The organism is Clostridium niameyense (genome assembly GCF_001243045.1).
In the GTDB taxonomy this organism is placed as follows: Bacteria; Bacillota; Clostridia; order Clostridiales; family Clostridiaceae; genus Clostridium_F; species Clostridium_F niameyense.
Genome location: NZ_LN849007.1, coordinates 564581 through 582316 on the forward strand (window position 1 = coordinate 564581; position 17736 = coordinate 582316).

The following is a 17736-nucleotide window of genomic DNA, read 5'->3' on the forward strand; positions in this document are numbered from 1 at the left end:
TGTTTAAAACAGATAATAATTATCTGATCATATAAACAAAATTATAAGAGGGGATGTTTACAATGGAAAATAAAAAGTATGTTTATCTTTTTAGTCAAGGAAATGCAAAGATGAGAAATCTTTTAGGGGGCAAAGGAGCTAACTTGGCCGAAATGACTATTCTAGGAATACCTGTTCCATCAGGATTTACAGTGACTACAGAGGCTTGTTTACAATATTATGAAGATGGAAAGAAATTAAATAATCATATAATAGATGAAATTATAGGGGCTATGAAGGATATAGAGAATAAAACTAATAAAAAGTTTGGAAGTAAAGAAAATCCTTTATTAGTTTCTGTAAGATCTGGGGCTAGAGTTTCTATGCCAGGTATGATGGATACTATATTAAATTTAGGATTAAATGATGAAACTGTAATAGCTTTATCAAAGCTCACAAATAATGAAAGATTTGCATATGATTCTTACAGAAGATTCATTCAAATGTTTTCAGATGTAGTTATGGGAATAGACAAGAGAGAGTTTGAAGACGTACTTGATGATATGAAAGAGACTAAAAATGTTAAATATGATACAGATTTAACAACAGAAGATTTAAAAGAGGTAGTAGTTAAATTTAAAGAAATCTACAAAAAAGAAATAAAAGAAGATTTTCCACAAGATCCCAAAGAACAGTTACTATCATCAGTAACAGCAGTATTTAGATCTTGGGATAATCCAAGAGCTATAGTATATAGAAGATTAAATGATATACCAGGTGATTGGGGTACAGCAGTAAATGTTCAAGCTATGGTATTTGGAAATATGGGAAATACTTCAGGAACTGGTGTTGCATTTACAAGAAATCCTGCCACTGGTGAAAACGAAATATTTGGTGAATATTTAATAAATGCGCAAGGTGAAGACGTTGTAGCTGGAATAAGAACACCTCAACCTATATCAAAATTAGAAAAAGAATTACCAGAGTGTTACAAACAATTTAGAGATATAGCTAAGAAATTAGAAAGCCATTACAAAGATATGCAGGACATGGAATTTACTATAGAACAAGGCAAGTTATATTTCTTGCAAACAAGAAATGGTAAAAGAACAGCACAAGCCGCATTAAAAATAGCAGTAGATTTAGTAGAAGAAGGTTTACTAACTCAAGAGGAGGCTTTATTAAAAGTAGAGCCAAAACAATTAGATACACTACTACACCCTAATTTTGATGAGAATGAATTAAAAAATTCTAATCCTATAGCAAAAGGACTTCCAGCTTCACCGGGAGCTGCTTGTGGTAGAATTTATTTTACAGCTGAAGAAGCTAAAGCTCATCATGATAAAGGAGAAAAAGTAATTTTAGTCAGACTTGAAACATCCCCTGAGGATATAGAAGGAATGATAGCTGCAGAGGGCATACTTACTATAAGAGGAGGAATGACATCTCATGCAGCAGTTGTAGCTAGAGGTATGGGAACATGCTGTGTAGCAGGTTGTGGAGATTTAAATGTAAATGAAGAAGGAAAATACTTTAAAGCTTTAGGAAAAACTTATAAAGAAGGCGAATATATCTCACTTGATGGAAGTACAGGAAAAGTTTATGGAGAAGCTATAAAAACAGTAGCTCCAGCTATCAGTGGATACTTTGGAAGATTTATGGAATGGGCAGATGAAGTAAGAGCATTAAAAGTTAGAACAAATGCAGATACTCCAAAGGATGCTTCTCAAGCAGTAAGTTTTGGTGCAGAAGGAATAGGGCTTTGTAGAACAGAGCACATGTTCTTTAAAGAAGAAAGAATACCTGCTGTTAGAGAAATGATACTTTCAAAAACAGAGAAACAAAGAAGAAAAGCTTTGGAAAAACTTTTACCAATGCAAAGAGAAGATTTTATAGGACTTTACGAGGCTATGGGCGAAAAAGCTGTAAATATAAGATTATTAGATCCGCCACTACATGAATTCTTACCCAAAAATGATGAAGATATTAACAGTCTAGCAAAGGAAATGGGCATAACCTTTGAAGAAGTAAAAGAAGCTGTAGTATCATTACACGAATTTAACCCAATGATGGGTCATAGAGGATGTCGTTTAGCAGTATCTTATCCTGAAATAGCAGAAATGCAAACAACTGCTATAATACAAGCAGCTATAGAAGTTACAAAGAGTAAAAATATAACTATAAAACCAGAAATAATGATACCATTAATTGGCGAAGTAAAAGAAATGAAGTATGTAAAGGATGTAGTAGTAGAAACAGCAAATAGAGTTATAGAAAATGCTAATATAGAGATGAAGTATCAAGTAGGAACTATGATAGAAATACCAAGAGCAGCACTTACTGCGGATGAAATAGCTAAAGAAGCAGAATTTTTCTCATTTGGAACTAATGATTTAACACAAATGACTTTTGGATTCTCAAGAGATGACGCTGCTAAATTCTTAAACGATTACTATGACAAAAAGATATATGAATTTGATCCATTCCAAAGAATAGATCAAACTGGTGTAGGAAAACTTGTAGAAATGGCAGTAAAACTAGGAAAACAAACAAGACCAGATATAAAATTAGGAATATGCGGAGAACATGGTGGAGATCCATCATCTATTGAATTCTGTCATAATGTAGGATTAAATTATGTATCCTGTTCACCATATAGAGTTCCACTAGCTAGATTAGCAGCAGCACAAGCTCAAATTAAAAATCCTAGAAAATAAATATAAAAGCCTGAATTTTAATATTCAGGCTTTTTAAATTTATCTTCTATATATTTACCCAATATATAGGAAAATTTAATTTGTTTTTCAGTATCCTGTATAGACTTATTTAGTATTTTTTGAAATGATTTCTTATTGCATTTAGTTATATTCTTATAATAATCTCTTGATATTTTCCAGAATTTCTGTGGGAAAGATAAATAGCTTAATATATATTTATATTCATCAAAATTTAAAGGATTTAATTTATTATAAGTATCTAGTAATTCTATAGTTAAATTTGCATTCCAATTGGTAGAAGATCTTCTTAGAATTCTTCTCAAAAAGTAGGATATATCATGTACCCTAAAATCTTTAGCGCATTTATCAAAATCTATCACCCATATATTACTTGTATCATCTATTATAATATTTTTATTTACATAATCCAGATGGCATAAACATCTAGATAAATTATCTGGATTAATAGTAGAAGCTATTTTTACAGAAGTTTTTGCCAGTAACAGGTTAAGATCAAAATTATTTATAAAAGTGTTAGAAAATTTGTCTTGATATTTAAAGGCATAATTATAACATTTTAGCATTTGATTTAGATGTTTCTCATAGGATAAATATATATTATCTTTTTTTTCTTTTCGGTATCCACCTTTTATAGGAATAAATTTTTCAGCACAATTATGCATTTTACTTAAATTTTCCATAGAATAAAAAATATGTTCTTTTTTATCATAATCACATTTTTCCCCTAATATCCATGGGGTAAGTATAAAAAGCATATTATTTAAATTTACAAATCGACCGTTATTTTTATTAGGTAATATTCTAGGAACATTTATGTTATGTCTATAGAGCCATTCCATAGAAGAATACACAAATAAAAGTTCCTCTTCTTTAAAATAAACTTTTTTAAGACAATAATTTTTGTCATTATGAGAAACTTTGTATACGGCACGTTGTTTATCAGTATTTTTAAATTTAATCTGTGAAATAGTGGAATCTTCTAAATTATATTCAGGAAGGATGTATTTTTTTACATTTTCTTCAGATAATAAACTTATATTAAATGACTTAGACTTATAAGCCATAAGAACACTCCTTAAAAAATATTTCTTCTATAATGATATTATTGAAATCTATATATTATACATTTCAATAAAAAAAGGAGTTAGAAAATTAATATAGAATTAATTAATAAAAATAGTTATTTAATAATTTGGTGATTTAAATGTTTAAAGGATGATAATTATGAGTATAAGAGAAGGTATAGAAAAAAATGAAAAGCTAATATTAAATAGTAAGGCATGTTTAGTGGTGGATTCTAAGGGAAGAGATAGGAAAGAAAAAAAAGATGAAATAAGAACAGATTTTATGCTAGATAGAGATAGAATTATCCATAGCAAATCTTTCAGGCGACTTAAACACAAAACTCAAGTTTATATAAAAACCTCAGGGGATCATTATAGAACTAGACTTACTCATACTCTAGAAGTATCCCAAATTGCAAGGACTATAGGACGTGGAATAGGACTAAATGAAGATTTAATAGAAGCTATAGCATTAGGACACGATATAGGTCATGTAGCTTTTGCACATAATGGAGAAGAAGTTTTAAATGAACTTCTGCCAAATGGATTTAAGCATAATGAAAATAGCATAAGAGTTTTAACAAGGATTGAAAAGCAAGGCTTAGGACTAAATTTAACTTATGAAGTGCTAGATGGAATTCTTCATCATAGTGGATTTTCTAAGAAAACTACTAGGGCTTATACACTGGAAGGACAGGTAGTTAAGTATAGTGATAAAATAGCATATGTAAATCACGATATAGATGATTCTATAAGAGCAGGAATTTTACAGATAAAAGATATTCCGATGAATTTACTAGAGTCCCTAGGGGATACTCATGGGAAAAGAATAGATACATTAGTTACAGACTGTATAGAAAATACTTTAAATAATATAAAGGAAGGAGTTTTAAAAGTATCTTTAAGTGTTAAAAAAGAAGAATGTTTATATGAGCTTAGAAGATTTTTATTTGATAATGTGTATAATGGTAATGCATTAAAGGAAGAAAGAGAAAAAGCGAAGTTTATATTAAGGCAAGTTTTTAGTTATTTTATGAAAAATCCTGATAGGATGCCAGAACTTTATAAAAATATAGCAAAAGAAGAAGGGTTATCTATTGGGGTATCAGATTATATATCTGGCATGAGTGACGATTATTGTTTATATTTATTTAATAATATATATGTTCCTAAAATAGTATTATACTAATTGTTATAATATTACAAAAAAGTATAAAAATCGTATTCTAATAGGTGAACTATAATATAAAAAATGTAAAAATACAATATCTTTATAAAAATTATACATTTTTGAAGGAAATTTATCATTTATAAAGAATATATATATATAAGTTTATAGTACAATTTAAAAAAACATTTAATTTATTAGAAGGAAAAAAGTAATTTTTGTCGAATATATTAATTTTGCCTAAGTATTTTTTGATTTTATTAAAATATAAAAAGTAAGGTGGGAGTAATTATTGATATCGGAAGATGTCATTCAGAGGGTAAAAGATGAAAATGATATAGTGGAAGTTATATCAGAGGATGTAAAGCTTAAAAGAGCGGGAAGAAATTATTTTGGATTATGTCCTTTTCATCATGAAAAAACGCCTTCATTTAGTGTATCACAAGACAAACAAATATATAAATGTTTTGGATGTGGTGAAGTAGGAAATGTTATAACTTATACAATGAAGACTAAAAATCTTAGTTTTCCGGAAGCTATAAAGTTATTAGCAGATAGAGTTAACATAGATATAGATATTGACGGTAAAGGGAATGAAAAAAATACATTTAAAAATAAAATGTATAAAATAAATGTAGATGCTGCTAGATATTTTTTCGGAAATCTTATAAAAAATAAAAAAGCAGTGAATTATTTTTTAAATAGAGGGGTTACTGGAAAAACTATAAAAAGATTTGGTTTAGGCTATGCTAAAGATAATTGGGATGGTACTTTAAGTTACCTTAAAAATAAAGGTTACAAAGAACAAGATATTTTAGAGGCAGGTTTGGCTGTAAGGGGAAGAAATAATTCTTGTTATGATAGATTTAGAAATAGAGTTATATTTCCAGTTTTCGATTATAAAGGTAGAGTTATAGGATTTGGTGGTAGAGTACTTGATGATTCTAAACCTAAGTATTTAAATTCCCCAGAAACATACGTATTTAAAAAAGGTACTAACTTATATGGATTAAATTATGCCATTAAGCAAAGGACTAGAAATTTAATAATAGTAGAAGGATATATGGATTGTATAACCTTACATCAATATGGAATAGAAAATGTAGTAGCTTCATTAGGTACAGCTTTAACTATGAATCAAGGAAGGCTTTTAAAAAGATATGCAGACAGAGTTATAATATCCTATGACGCTGATGTCGCAGGACAGGCAGCTACAATGAGAGGTCTTCAGATATTAAAAGAAGTTGGACTTGAAGTTAGAATTTTAACTGTACCAGAAGGAAAAGATCCAGATGAATTTGTAAGGAATAATGGTAAAGAAGCTTATTTAGAGCTTGTAGATAAAGCCCTTCCACTTATAGAATATAAAATAGAAATGGCTAAAAAGAATATAAATTTTAATAATCCTCATCATATTGCAAAATATGCAGAAAAAGTTATAAATATTACAACCCCATTAGAACCAGTAGAAAGAGACTTGTACATAAAGAAGTTAGCAGAAGAAACGAATATAAAAATTCAGACTTTATATGACCAATTAAATGATAAAATTAAAAAATCTGGAGAAAATTCTGAAAAAATGAATAGGTTAGCATCTTTTGGACAAAAATTATATTTAGAACCAGCTTATATAACAGCTGAAAGACTTGTTTTACAGGTTATGTTCAATAATAAAGATGTTTATGACAACATAATAAATAATTTAAAAGAGGAAGAGTTAGCATTAGAAAGTCATAAAAAGATATATAAATATATAACTGAAAATATAGAGTGTGAAGATATAGAAAAAAGAAAAATTCAGATAGAGGCTAAATGCGATAAGCAAGAGGAAACTTCGAAGGAATGGATTAAAATATTAGATACTGAGTTTATGTATGATGAAGAAAAAATAGAAGAGATAATAAAGGATTCAATTAAGAGTATAAAAAAGTATCAATTAGAAAAAGACAAAAAAGAGCTTATGGATAAAATAAAGCAACTAGAAAAAGAGGGCAAATATAAAGAATCTATAGATATATCTCAAAAACTTGTGAAGTTGCAGAAAACTATAGCTAATATGTAATAGGATCGAAAGGAGGCTATATTTCATGAAAGAAAAAAAGGATAGTAAAAATGTTCAAAAAGATAAAAAAGAAAAAATGAAGTTAGTTAGACGACTTATTGAAAAAGGTAAGAAAAGTGGAAACTTAACTTATAAAGAAATAATGGATGAATTAGAAGAAATAGATTTAGGTCCTGAGCAAATAGAAAAAATATATGAAGTTTTAGAGTCTATGGGTGTAGAAGTTGTAGGGGACATAAATGAGATAGATGTAAAGGAAGAGGATATGGATTTATCTGTACCAGAAGGTATTGCTATAGATGATCCAGTAAGAATGTACTTAAAAGAAATAGGAAAAGTATCTCTTTTAACACCAGAGGAAGAAATAGAATTGGCTAAAAGAATAAATGAAGGAGATATGGCAGCTAAAAAGAAGTTAGCAGAGGCCAATTTAAGACTTGTAGTAAGTATAGCTAAAAGATATGTAGGTAGAGGAATGCTATTTTTAGACTTAATACAAGAAGGAAATTTAGGATTAATAAAAGCAGTAGAAAAGTTTGATTATACAAAAGGATATAAATTTAGTACTTATGCTACTTGGTGGATAAGGCAGGCAATTACAAGAGCTATTGCAGACCAAGCAAGAACTATAAGAATACCGGTTCATATGGTTGAAACTATAAATAAATTAATAAGGGTATCAAGACAGTTACTTCAGGAACTTGGAAGAGAACCTCAACCAGAAGAAGTAGCTAAGGTTATGGAAATGCCAGTAGATAAAGTTAGAGAAATCACAAAGATAGCTCAAGAACCAGTATCATTAGAAACACCAATAGGTGAAGAGGAAGATAGTCATCTAGGGGACTTTATACCAGATGATGAAGCGCCAGCGCCAGCAGAAGCTGCAGCCTTTACTATGCTAAAAGAACAACTTATAAATGTACTTGATACTTTAACACCAAGAGAAGAAAAAGTATTAAGATTGAGATTTGGATTAGATGATGGAAGGGCAAGAACTTTAGAGGAAGTTGGTAAGGAGTTTAATGTAACTAGAGAAAGAATAAGACAAATAGAAGCAAAAGCACTAAGAAAATTAAGACATCCAAGTAGAAGTAAAAAACTTAAAGATTATTTAGATTAATGCACCATATTAAAGGTGCTTTTTTTTATAGTCATATATGATATAATAATTTGTGTACTATGTGAACAAAACATAAAGAAAGGGTGATAGAATGAACAAATTTAAACCTATAAGGGGAGCAGGATTATCTTCTATAATAACTAATAGCTTATTTTATAATGCTATAGTAATTATTACAATATTATTAGTGGATTCCTATGAAATTGTAGAATTATTAAAGCTATGTGTTATAGGTTTAAATATGTATTTAATTTATTACATATTAATGTATATAACTATGGAGTATTACATAGATGATGAAAAGATATATATAAATAGTATATTTGGTCTTAAGAAGGTAAGTATACCAATTAATACAATTCAGTGTTATAGAAAAGATGTAGGATATATAAAAAGCATAAGGGTATCTGGTTTTAGCAAATATTATTATGCTATAGGTAGAAATATAATAGATAAGATAGGAAATACCTATATGTATGTATCTTCAAATAAAAATATAATATATTTAAAAACAGATAAAATTAATTATGGTATATCTCCAGAAAATATAGATGAATTTGAAAATAAATTAAAGGAAAGAAATGTATTAGAATCTGATTGGAGTTATAAGATTAGTAAAAATTCTAATGTATTTAAAAATAAGAAATATTTATATCCATTTATTGTTGTAACTATAGTTACAATAATAATAACTTTAAATCCACTTGTTTTATATCTTTTAAATAAATTACCTAAAAAAATGCCTTTATTATTTAACGCTAAGTTTACACCATTAACTTTTGGAACGGGGAAACAATTTGCTTTTAAGCAAATGATATATGGTGCCTTAAATATGGTAATATTTTTTTGTATGTATTATGTATCATATTTTTATTCCAAATATGATAAGAATTATGCTTATAAATTCTTATATGTACCGTTAGTTTTATCTATATTATTTTTAATAATGCAAATTAGAATACTTTGTGTATATGGTTAAAATAAAATAATTAGGAGTTTTGATATGGAAATAAGTTTAAGGTTAAAAACTATAGCAAGTATGGTAGATAAATGTGATTGTATAGTAGATGTAGGAACAGATCATGCGTATATTCCAATATACTTAGTTAAAAATAATATCTGTAAAAGTGCTATTGCATCAGATATAAATAAAGGGCCTATAGAAAGGGCAGAGAATAATATAAGAACGAAAGGATTATCAAATAGCATAGAATGTAGATTAGGGGCAGGACTTAATCCTATAAAACCTAATGAAGCAGAGGGTGCTGTAATTGCTGGTATGGGTGGAAATATGATAAAGGATATACTAGAAGAATCCCAAGAGGTATTTAAACTTTTAGATTTTTTAGTATTGCAACCTATACAAAATCCAGAGGTTCTTAGAAAATACATATATGATAAAGGTTATAAAGTATTAGAAGAAGGAATAGTATTTGACGAAAACAAATTTTATGAGATAATAAAGATAAGGTATGATAACAATCCTAAAAAATTGGAGCCTATTTATTATGAAATAGGTAAGGATTTGATAGACAAAAATCATAAATTATTAAGTGAATTTATAAATTACAAAATAGATATTTATAATAAAATATTGATTTACATAAAAGAAGATACAGAAGGGGCAAAAGCTAGAAAAAAAGATATTATAAAAAAGATAACTAAGTTAAAGGAGCTGTTGAAATGAGTTTAAAAATAAAAGATATACAGGATATAATGGAACAATATGCACCTTTATACTTAAAAGAAAGCTATGATAATGTAGGACTTATGGTGGGAGATTCAGAAAGTATAGTTAAAAATATACTGGTAGCCTTAGACTGTACACTAGAAGTAATACAGGAGGCTAAGCGCAGGAAATGTAATTTAATAGTTACGCACCATCCACTTTTATTTAGGAAACCTTCTAGTATAACTACAGATACTATTTTAGGTAGAAAGATAATAGAACTTATAAAAAATGATATTAGTTTATATTCAAGTCATACAAATTTAGATTCTACAGAAAATGGACTCAATGATATAGTAGCTAAATTAATGGGATTAAAAAATATTAAAATAATAGATGATAATAAGCTGAATCCAAAAGCAGGTATAGGTAGAATAGGAGACTTAAAAGAAGATATTACTTTAAGTAGTTTATGTTATAAGGTGAAGGAAATCTTAAATGTTTCTACATTAAGATATTCTGGAGAGGATAACGTTAAAATAAGAAAAATAGCAATAATAAATGGTAGTGGAGAAAGTTATTTTAACAAAGCAAAAGCTTTGGGGGCTCAATGTATAATAACAGGGGATACTACTTATCATCATGTAAGTGATTTATTAGAAGAAAATATACCAGTTATTGATGCAGGACATTTTCATACAGAATGGCCGGCTTTAATAAAGGTTTATGAATATTTAAAAAATAAAATAGAAATTAAGGGCTATAACAATAGGATATTTTTATCCCAAAATAGCAAAAGTCCTTACAAGTATAAATAGAAAAGAGTAACTAATCTCCTTTCTATTTTTTTTATACAACTAGGGAAAAATTTTATATCTAAAGGAGAATGATTTTATGAGCAATTTAAATTTATTAATGGAACTTGAAAAAAACTATTCTTGTATGGAAAAAAATAAAAAAACACTAAAAGATGAATCTTATATAAACTTTTTAAAAGGGTTAAAGAAAAACTTTGAAGAAGCAAAAAAACAATATAAAATAAGAGAAAGTGAATTAAATGAAATAAAAAAAGAGTATAAAAATATAACCTTAAAAGTAAAAGAAGAAGATAGTAAAGTAGCTCATATGGAAAATGTTTTATATGAAGAAACAGGTAATAATATAAAACTTATATATAGTCTTCAAGAAGATATAAAAAAAGAAAAAGATAAAATAAAAGATTTAGATGATTTATCTCTTAATTTATTAGAAAGGGATGAAAAGATAAGCTCTGAGAAAGAAGAGTTATTAAAGAATATAAAAAAAATAAAGATAGAATTTGAAGAGTATAAAAAAAGTACTGTAGATAAAATAAATAAGGCTAAAAAAGAATTAATAGACTGTGAAGAAAAAATAAAAGAATTAAGAAAATGTATACCTGAAGATATGCTAAGAGAATTTGATAATATAAAAACTAAGAAAAAAGTAGCAGTAGCTTCACTAGAAAATCAAGTTTGTTTGGGTTGTAGAATGAAGGTGTCTAGTATAACTATGGATAAACTTAAAAATGAAAATAATCTAGTATATTGTGATAACTGTGGTCGTATATTGTACTATGATAAGAATAATACTAAAACTAAGAAAAAATAAAAAAAAAATTAATTTGATTTTTTATAGATATTATGATATTATAATATTTGCGAGTAAGCCAGACAATCGCTGCTGATTTAAATCAGGAGAGGAAAGTCCGAGCTCCATAGGGCAGGGTGCTGGGTAATACCCAGTCAGGGCGACTTGAAGGATAGTGCAACAGAGATATACCGCCGAGATTTTCTCGGCAAGGGTGGAAAGGCGAGGTAAGAGCTCACCAGCACATGGGTGACTATGTGGCTATGTAAACCCCACCTGGAGCAAGATCGAATAGGAGAGCGTTAAGGGGCTGCCCGTCCCGCTCTCGGGTAGTATCGCTAGAGTGTAATGGTAACATTGCGCGTAGATAGATGATTGTCTAATACAGAACTCGGCTTATAGGCTTGGTCGTGCCATTGAAAACACTAGGTTTCATATCTAGTGTTTTTTTGTTTTTACAGCAAACTTCCACCATTTATAATCCATCCATTAGATTTGTAAACTTTTCAGTAGCAGATTGTTGCATTTTTGGATTTACATGAGAATATACATTTAAAGTTGTATTTATATCAGAATGTCCTAGTTTAGTTTGGATAACTTTAAAATCTATTCCTTTTTCCTATGTCATTACAAAATTACATTTCTTAGAATTAAATATATTATCAATATAGTATGCTCAGTATTTAAGTTTATTTTCAATCTGAATTTTTTTTGTAAATTTTAGGAGTTTTATTAAATTATTTTTAAATAAATGTTTGTTTTTGTAAGCAAAGCTCTATATAATGAAAAATATATAAGAAAGAGATTCTCTATTATATTTTAGAGGGTACATAATAGTAAATTACTTATTAAGTTATTAAACATTTTATTATTTGTAATTTTAACTTTTAGTGGATGTGGCTTTGGTATTATTTTTATGGTGAATTATTAATAAGACAGACAAGAACCAATCTTGTTTTTATATTTTATTATAAAGTAAACCCTAAATTTCAATATGTAAAGCAAATATAAGAATAGTAATTTATCAATCAGTTTAAATTCAATGTTGCAAAAAAGTTAATACTATGATACTATACTTAACAATTAAATAACACGATGTTTATTTTTATCACTGGGTAAGAATATTAAAAAGCACTGAGTCTTGCTCCATTAGGGTCTTTTAAGGAGGAATGAGATCTGGTGCTTTTATCCTTATTAGAGAAGCTTAGGTATTATTAAAATATAATATTTCATGTATATGGAGGTACTTTGATGAATTGGAAACTAAAAAAATTTAGTGAACTTAATGTAGAAGAAATATACAAAATTTTAGCATTAAGAAATGAAGTATTCATTGTAGAACAGGATTGTGCATATCTTGACTGTGATTATAAAGATTTAAATTCATATCATTTCTTTTGTGAAGAAAATGAAGAAATAGTTGCATATTTAAGAATTTTGAAGAAAGGAGTTTCTTATGATGAAATATCAATAGGGAGAGTATCGGTTAAGAAGAATTATCGTAAAAAGGGAATTTCAAGAGAAATGATGGTAAAAGCTATTAAGATTGTGGAAAATAATTTAAATGAAGATATCATAAAAATCCAAGCACAAGCATATTTACTTAATTTTTATAGTAGTCTTGGCTTTAAGGCAATTTCAGAAGAATATTTAGAGGATAATATTCCACATATAGATATGTTATATAAAAAATAAATAATCCAATTTTATGTAGCTAATATTAATATATTAAATTTAAATATTAGCTTTTTCTAATACAGAACTCGGAGTTCCACAATGAGATAGAAAACATCCGTTTTTACGGGTGTTTTTTATTGTCCATAAATAAAACTACCTGCTATGCAGGTGTGACCAGAAAAGCTTAAGCGTTGAAAAAAAATACCTTACTTTGATAATATAGATATGGTTTCGTCAGCCAATCTAAAATTTAAGGAGGTATTATCCCAATGGATAATAGTTTAGCACATACTAATTAAAGATGTAAATAAATATCATATAGTATTTGCATCTAAATATAGAAGGAAGGAAATATATATCTACCTATAAAATAAATTTTATATAAATACTATAGAGTTATATAGAAAATATATATTATAAAAGTTAAAATGTAATCATAAGATTCTTAAAGTTAATGTAAGATTTGTTTCTTACAGATAATATAATAGGAGGGTGACATGTTAGAAGAAAAGTATGTTATAGGAGTAGATCTTGGAGGTACAAAAATTAATACAGCTTTATCTAATGTAGAGGGAAACATAGTTTCAAAATGTACTTTACCTACAAATTCTTATGAGGGAGATATAGCTGTATTTGAAAGAATTTTAAATTCTATAGAAGAGGTAATTAATAATTCTAAAGTAGATAAAGAAAATATTATATCTATAGGAATTGGTTCGCCAGGACCCTTAGATTATAAAAAAGGAAGAATTATAACTACACCTAATTTACCCTTTAAAGACTTTGATATAGTAAGTCCTATAGAAAATAAATTTGGAATTAAAACTTATTTAGATAATGATGCAAATGTAGCATCTATAGGAGAGTATATATTTGGGTCAGGAAAAGAAAGTAATAATATGATTTTTGTAACAGTATCTACGGGTATTGGTGCTGGAGCTATATTAAATGGAAAAATATATAGAGGAAATACTTCTAATGCATTGGAAATAGGACATACTACTTTAAAGAAGGATGGTACAAAATGTAACTGTGGAAATTATGGATGCGCAGAAGCTCTAGCATCTGGTACAGCTATAGGGAAAAAAGGTAGGGAAGCAGTAGAGAGAGGATTAAAAACGTCTCTTTCTCAGTATAAATATATAACAGCAAAAGAAGTTTTTAAAGAAGCTAAGAAAAATGATAAAGTAGCTTTAGGAATATTGGATGAGTCTTTAGAATATCTTGGAATATGTGTAGCAAATCTAATAAGTTCTTTTGATCCAGAAAGAATTATAATAGGTGGTGGAGTTTCTAAGGCAGGAAAAATAGTATTTGATAAAATAGAAAAGGTAGTAAAAGAAAGGTGTTTTAAAGTCATGTATGAAAACACTAAGATACTTCCAGCTATTTTAGGGGATGATGCAGGGGTTATGGGAGCTATAGCTCTTGCTATAATGGAAAGCAAGTAAGAAAAGTTAAAATATTTAGGGGGTAGAAAGATGATAGATACTAAAATTATGGCACATAGAGGAGCAGCAGCCTATGCTCCAGAGAACACTATAGCTGCCTTTACTAAGGCTATAGAAATGAAAGCAGATGCAATAGAGTTAGATATTCATTTAAGCAAAGATGACCATATTGTGGTTATACATGATGAAAAGGTGGATAGAACTACTAATGGAAAAGGTTTAGTTATGGAATTTACATTGGAGGAGTTAAAAAGATTAGATGCAGGTTTTTGGTTTAATAAAGAATTTAAAAATGAAAAGATACCTACTTTAAGAGAAGTATTAGAACTTGTAGCTTATAAGAACATTGATTTAAATATAGAAATAAAAGCAGGATATAGAGTGTATCCTAATATAGAAGAAAAATTATTAAGGCTTTTAAAAGGGTATGAAATTATGGATAGATGTATTATATCTTCTTTTGATCATTATTCTTTAGTAAAAATTAAAAATCTATGCCCTGAAATTAAAACAGGAATGCTTTATTCTGCATCTTTATATGAACCTTGGGATTATGCTAAAAGTATAAAGGTAGATGCGCTTCATCCTTTTTATATAACTGTTACGGAAGATTTTATAAAGAAGGCTTATATGAATTCTTTAGAAATAAATCCATATACGGTGGATGATGAAATTATTATGGGCAAACTTGCTTTGGGAGGGGTATCAAATATAATTACTAATTACCCAGATAAAGCAAAAAATATAATATCTAATATATAAAAAATATAATTAATAAAACTTAACTTTAATTTTGGTTAAGTTTTATTTTTTTACATAAAAATTCATGATGAATAAGAGAATTATAACCTTTTTATAAACACAAACTAAATTTATAAAATATTGTGTTTTACAATAATTGAAAGGTTGAAATATATGAAAAATATAATTAGGATTTACAAAAGAGATATAAAAAATATAGTAACAAATTGGGTAGCGTTAGTAATAGTTTTAGGTCTTATAATATTACCTTCCTTATATGCATGGTTTAATATAAAATCATCTTGGGATCCTTATTCTAACACTAAAGGAATATTAGTTGCTGTGGTAAACAAAGATAGAGGAGGTAGTTATAAAGAAATAAAAATAAATATTGGAGATGAAATCATAAAAGAATTAAAAAATAATAATAAAATAGGATGGAATTTTGTAAATGAAAAAGAAGCAGAGTGGGGAGTTACAAATGGTAAATATTATGCTAGTTTAACTATACCAGAGGATTTTTCTTCAAAAATGTTATCTATAGTGGGAGATAATCCTACAAAACCTAGCTTAATTTATTCTATAAATGAAAAAAGAAATGCGGTAGCACCTAAAATAACAGACAAAGGGATAAGTACTGTACAAAATGAGGTGACGAAAGATTTTGTTAAAACTGTAAATGGTATTATTTTCAATGTATTCAATAAGCTAGGAGTAGAACTTGAAAAAGGAAAACCAAAACTAAAAGATTTAACTAATATGATATTTTATATAGATAGTAAAATACCAGACATAAATAATGATATAGACAAATTAGAAAAGGGAGCCATAACTTTAGAAGAATTTATAAATAAAATACAAAAGGATATACCTTTAATTAAGGACACTATAAACAGGGGGCTAAATGTATTAGATAAGGGAGAGATTTTTTTACAAAAGTTTAAAACTAGTTTAGATAAAATAGCTCCATATATTAAAGAGGATTTGATTATCGCAAAAAATATAACATCTACAGCAGAAAATATAATGGAAGATGGAATAAATCTAATAAAAGATAATTCAAAAAAATCTAAAGAAATTTTATCTATATCAAGAGATAAATTTATTAAGAGCAAGGAAATAATTCAGAATATAATAGATTTATTAAATTCTATAAATAAAGATAGAAATAATAATATATTAAACAGCTTTATAAATAATCTTTCTAATGTAGAAAATAGATTAAATGACAGAATAAATAGTATAAATAAGGTAATAAATATAATAGATAAGGGCGAAAAGCCTTCAGTAGAATTACTAAATACATTAAAAAATAAAGCTTTAAATGTAACTCCTATATTAAATAATATAATAGATAATTTTGATTCAAAAATTTTACCTGCTATAAATAATGTGGTTAATGAATTAAATATAATAGCGAATAATACAACTAAGTTATTAAAAGATACTAAAAGTGAATTACCTGCAGCGGAAAACTTATTAAATGAAACCTATGAAGGAAGCAAGAAAGGAATAAATAGTATAAAAATAATTAAAAATAAATTGCCATCTATTGAAAAGTCTATACATGAAGTTGCAGGTAAATTAAGAAAATTAGATGACGATGAAAAATTAAATGAAATAATTAAAATCATGAAAAAGAATGCAAATATTGAAAGTGATTTTATATCTAACCCAATAGAAATTAAGGAAAATAGAATATATCCTATACCTAATTATGGATCAGCTATGGCACCATTTTTTACAACTTTATCTTTATGGGTAGGAGCATTAATTTTAGTATCTATTCTTTCAGTGAATGTATTGGAGTCGGAAAACATTAAAAACTTAAGAATTCAGGAAAAATATTTTGGAAGATATTTAACATTTATGACTATAGCTGTATTACAAGCATTGGTAGTTAGTTTAGGGGATATTTTTTTATTAAAAGTATATGTAAAAAATAAAATTATTTTTGTAGTACTGTCTATATTTATAAGCATAGTATTTTCTATGATAGTATATACTCTAGTTTCCGTATTTAAGAATGTAGGTAAGGCTTTAGCAGTTATACTTTTAGTTCTTCAAATATCATCTTCTGGAGGAACTTTCCCTATAGAAATGACACCACCGTTTTTTCAAAAAATTAACCCACTATTACCATTTACTTATGCTATAGCTGGTATGAGGGAAGCTGTGGGTGGGGTTATCAAAACTGTACTTTTAAAAAATGTTTTCATATTGAGCATATACTTTGTTTTATCTTTAATTTTAAGTTTTTTACTAAAGAAAAAATTAGAGGGCATAAATGAAAAGTTTGTAGAAAAGTTTAAAGAGAGTGGATTAGTAGAAGAGTAAGTTGTAAATAAAGACATAGTTGTTATACTTTTGTAACTATTATTTATTCATTTTGTAACAAAGATTATACTTATTAAAGTTATACTATAAGCATAGAATTATTATAGAGAGTTTATTATATA

At 27.4% G+C, this 17736-nt stretch carries 13 protein-coding genes and 1 other RNA gene; 13 read left to right on the forward strand and 1 reads right to left on the reverse strand.

Going from position 1 to position 17736, the window contains the following annotated elements:
* The first annotated feature begins 62 nt into the window (after nt 1–62).
* Entirely contained in the window at nt 63–2696 is a 2634-nt protein-coding gene (ppdK, locus tag BN1711_RS03690; RefSeq protein WP_050606838.1) for a pyruvate, phosphate dikinase, read from the forward strand.
* A 17-nt stretch (nt 2697–2713) separates the two neighbouring features.
* On the opposite strand, the gene BN1711_RS03695 is transcribed toward ppdK, so the two are convergent.
* Nucleotides 2714–3781 carry a CotS family spore coat protein gene (locus tag BN1711_RS03695; RefSeq protein ID WP_050606839.1) on the reverse strand — a complete coding sequence of 356 codons (1068 nt, stop codon included), beginning with the start codon at nt 3779–3781 and terminating at the stop codon, nt 2714–2716.
* Between the two features lie 160 nt (nt 3782–3941).
* Here BN1711_RS03695 and BN1711_RS03700 point away from each other — a divergent pair, with 160 nt between their 5' ends.
* From BN1711_RS03700 to BN1711_RS03750, 12 genes are all read left to right on the forward strand, one after another.
* Nucleotides 3942–4970 carry a deoxyguanosinetriphosphate triphosphohydrolase gene (locus BN1711_RS03700; protein ID WP_050606840.1) on the forward strand — a complete coding sequence of 343 codons (1029 nt, stop codon included), beginning with the start codon at nt 3942–3944 and terminating at the stop codon, nt 4968–4970.
* A 271-nt stretch (nt 4971–5241) separates the two neighbouring features.
* Entirely contained in the window at nt 5242–7011 is a 1770-nt protein-coding gene (dnaG, locus tag BN1711_RS03705; RefSeq protein WP_050606841.1) for a DNA primase, read from the forward strand.
* Nucleotides 7012–7036: 25 nt separating this feature from the next.
* Nucleotides 7037–8131, forward strand: a complete 1095-nt coding sequence (rpoD, locus tag BN1711_RS03710) for an RNA polymerase sigma factor RpoD (RefSeq protein WP_050606842.1) — start codon at nt 7037–7039, stop codon at nt 8129–8131.
* Between the two features lie 91 nt (nt 8132–8222).
* Nucleotides 8223–9110: a PH domain-containing protein gene (locus BN1711_RS03715; RefSeq protein WP_050606843.1), complete on the forward strand. Its 888-nt coding sequence runs from the start codon at nt 8223–8225 to the stop codon at nt 9108–9110.
* A 24-nt stretch (nt 9111–9134) separates the two neighbouring features.
* Nucleotides 9135–9818 (forward strand): tRNA (adenine(22)-N(1))-methyltransferase, encoded by a 684-nt coding sequence (locus BN1711_RS03720; RefSeq protein WP_050606844.1) that lies wholly within the window; start codon nt 9135–9137, stop codon nt 9816–9818.
* Nucleotides 9815–10618, forward strand: coding sequence for a Nif3-like dinuclear metal center hexameric protein (locus BN1711_RS03725; protein WP_050606845.1), 804 nt, complete (start codon nt 9815–9817; stop codon nt 10616–10618). Before BN1711_RS03720 ends, BN1711_RS03725 begins: the two co-directional genes overlap by 4 nt.
* Nucleotides 10619–10694: 76 nt before the next feature.
* On the forward strand, nt 10695–11429 hold the full coding sequence (locus BN1711_RS03730) for a zinc ribbon domain-containing protein (RefSeq protein ID WP_050606846.1): 735 nt from the start codon (nt 10695–10697) through the stop codon (nt 11427–11429).
* 50 nt (nt 11430–11479) lie between these two features.
* Nucleotides 11480–11823, forward strand: an RNA gene (gene rnpB / locus BN1711_RS12160) — RNase P RNA component class A.
* Between the two features lie 836 nt (nt 11824–12659).
* Complete coding sequence (locus BN1711_RS03735) at nt 12660–13103, forward strand: GNAT family N-acetyltransferase (RefSeq protein ID WP_050606847.1); 444 nt, start codon at nt 12660–12662, stop codon at nt 13101–13103.
* Nucleotides 13104–13582: 479 nt separating this feature from the next.
* A complete protein-coding gene (locus BN1711_RS03740) occupies nt 13583–14536 on the forward strand; it encodes an ROK family protein (protein ID WP_050606848.1) in 954 nt (317 codons plus the stop codon).
* 30 nt (nt 14537–14566) lie between these two features.
* A complete protein-coding gene (locus tag BN1711_RS03745; RefSeq protein ID WP_050606849.1) occupies nt 14567–15298 on the forward strand; it encodes a glycerophosphodiester phosphodiesterase in 732 nt (243 codons plus the stop codon).
* A gap of 153 nt (nt 15299–15451) precedes the next feature.
* Nucleotides 15452–17614, forward strand: a complete 2163-nt coding sequence (locus BN1711_RS03750; protein WP_050606850.1) for a YhgE/Pip domain-containing protein — start codon at nt 15452–15454, stop codon at nt 17612–17614.
* Nucleotides 17615–17736: the final 122 nt, after the last annotated feature.

What these genes read in the sequence shown, in the direction of transcription:
- ppdK (WP_050606838.1), top strand. Translation starts at nt 63, where the DNA reads ATGGAAAATAAAAAGTATGTTTATCTTTTTAGTCAAGGAAATGCAAAG.
- BN1711_RS03695 (WP_050606839.1), bottom strand. Translation starts at nt 3,781, where the DNA reads ATGGCTTATAAGTCTAAGTCATTTAATATAAGTTTATTATCTGAAGAA.
- BN1711_RS03700 (WP_050606840.1), top strand. Translation starts at nt 3,942, where the DNA reads ATGAGTATAAGAGAAGGTATAGAAAAAAATGAAAAGCTAATATTAAAT.
- rpoD (WP_050606842.1), top strand. Translation starts at nt 7,037, where the DNA reads ATGAAAGAAAAAAAGGATAGTAAAAATGTTCAAAAAGATAAAAAAGAA.
- BN1711_RS03715 (WP_050606843.1), top strand. Translation starts at nt 8,223, where the DNA reads ATGAACAAATTTAAACCTATAAGGGGAGCAGGATTATCTTCTATAATA.
- BN1711_RS03720 (WP_050606844.1), top strand. Translation starts at nt 9,135, where the DNA reads ATGGAAATAAGTTTAAGGTTAAAAACTATAGCAAGTATGGTAGATAAA.
- BN1711_RS03725 (WP_050606845.1), top strand. Translation starts at nt 9,815, where the DNA reads ATGAGTTTAAAAATAAAAGATATACAGGATATAATGGAACAATATGCA.
- BN1711_RS03730 (WP_050606846.1), top strand. Translation starts at nt 10,695, where the DNA reads ATGAGCAATTTAAATTTATTAATGGAACTTGAAAAAAACTATTCTTGT.
- BN1711_RS03735 (WP_050606847.1), top strand. Translation starts at nt 12,660, where the DNA reads ATGAATTGGAAACTAAAAAAATTTAGTGAACTTAATGTAGAAGAAATA.
- BN1711_RS03740 (WP_050606848.1), top strand. Translation starts at nt 13,583, where the DNA reads ATGTTAGAAGAAAAGTATGTTATAGGAGTAGATCTTGGAGGTACAAAA.
- BN1711_RS03745 (WP_050606849.1), top strand. Translation starts at nt 14,567, where the DNA reads ATGATAGATACTAAAATTATGGCACATAGAGGAGCAGCAGCCTATGCT.
- BN1711_RS03750 (WP_050606850.1), top strand. Translation starts at nt 15,452, where the DNA reads ATGAAAAATATAATTAGGATTTACAAAAGAGATATAAAAAATATAGTA.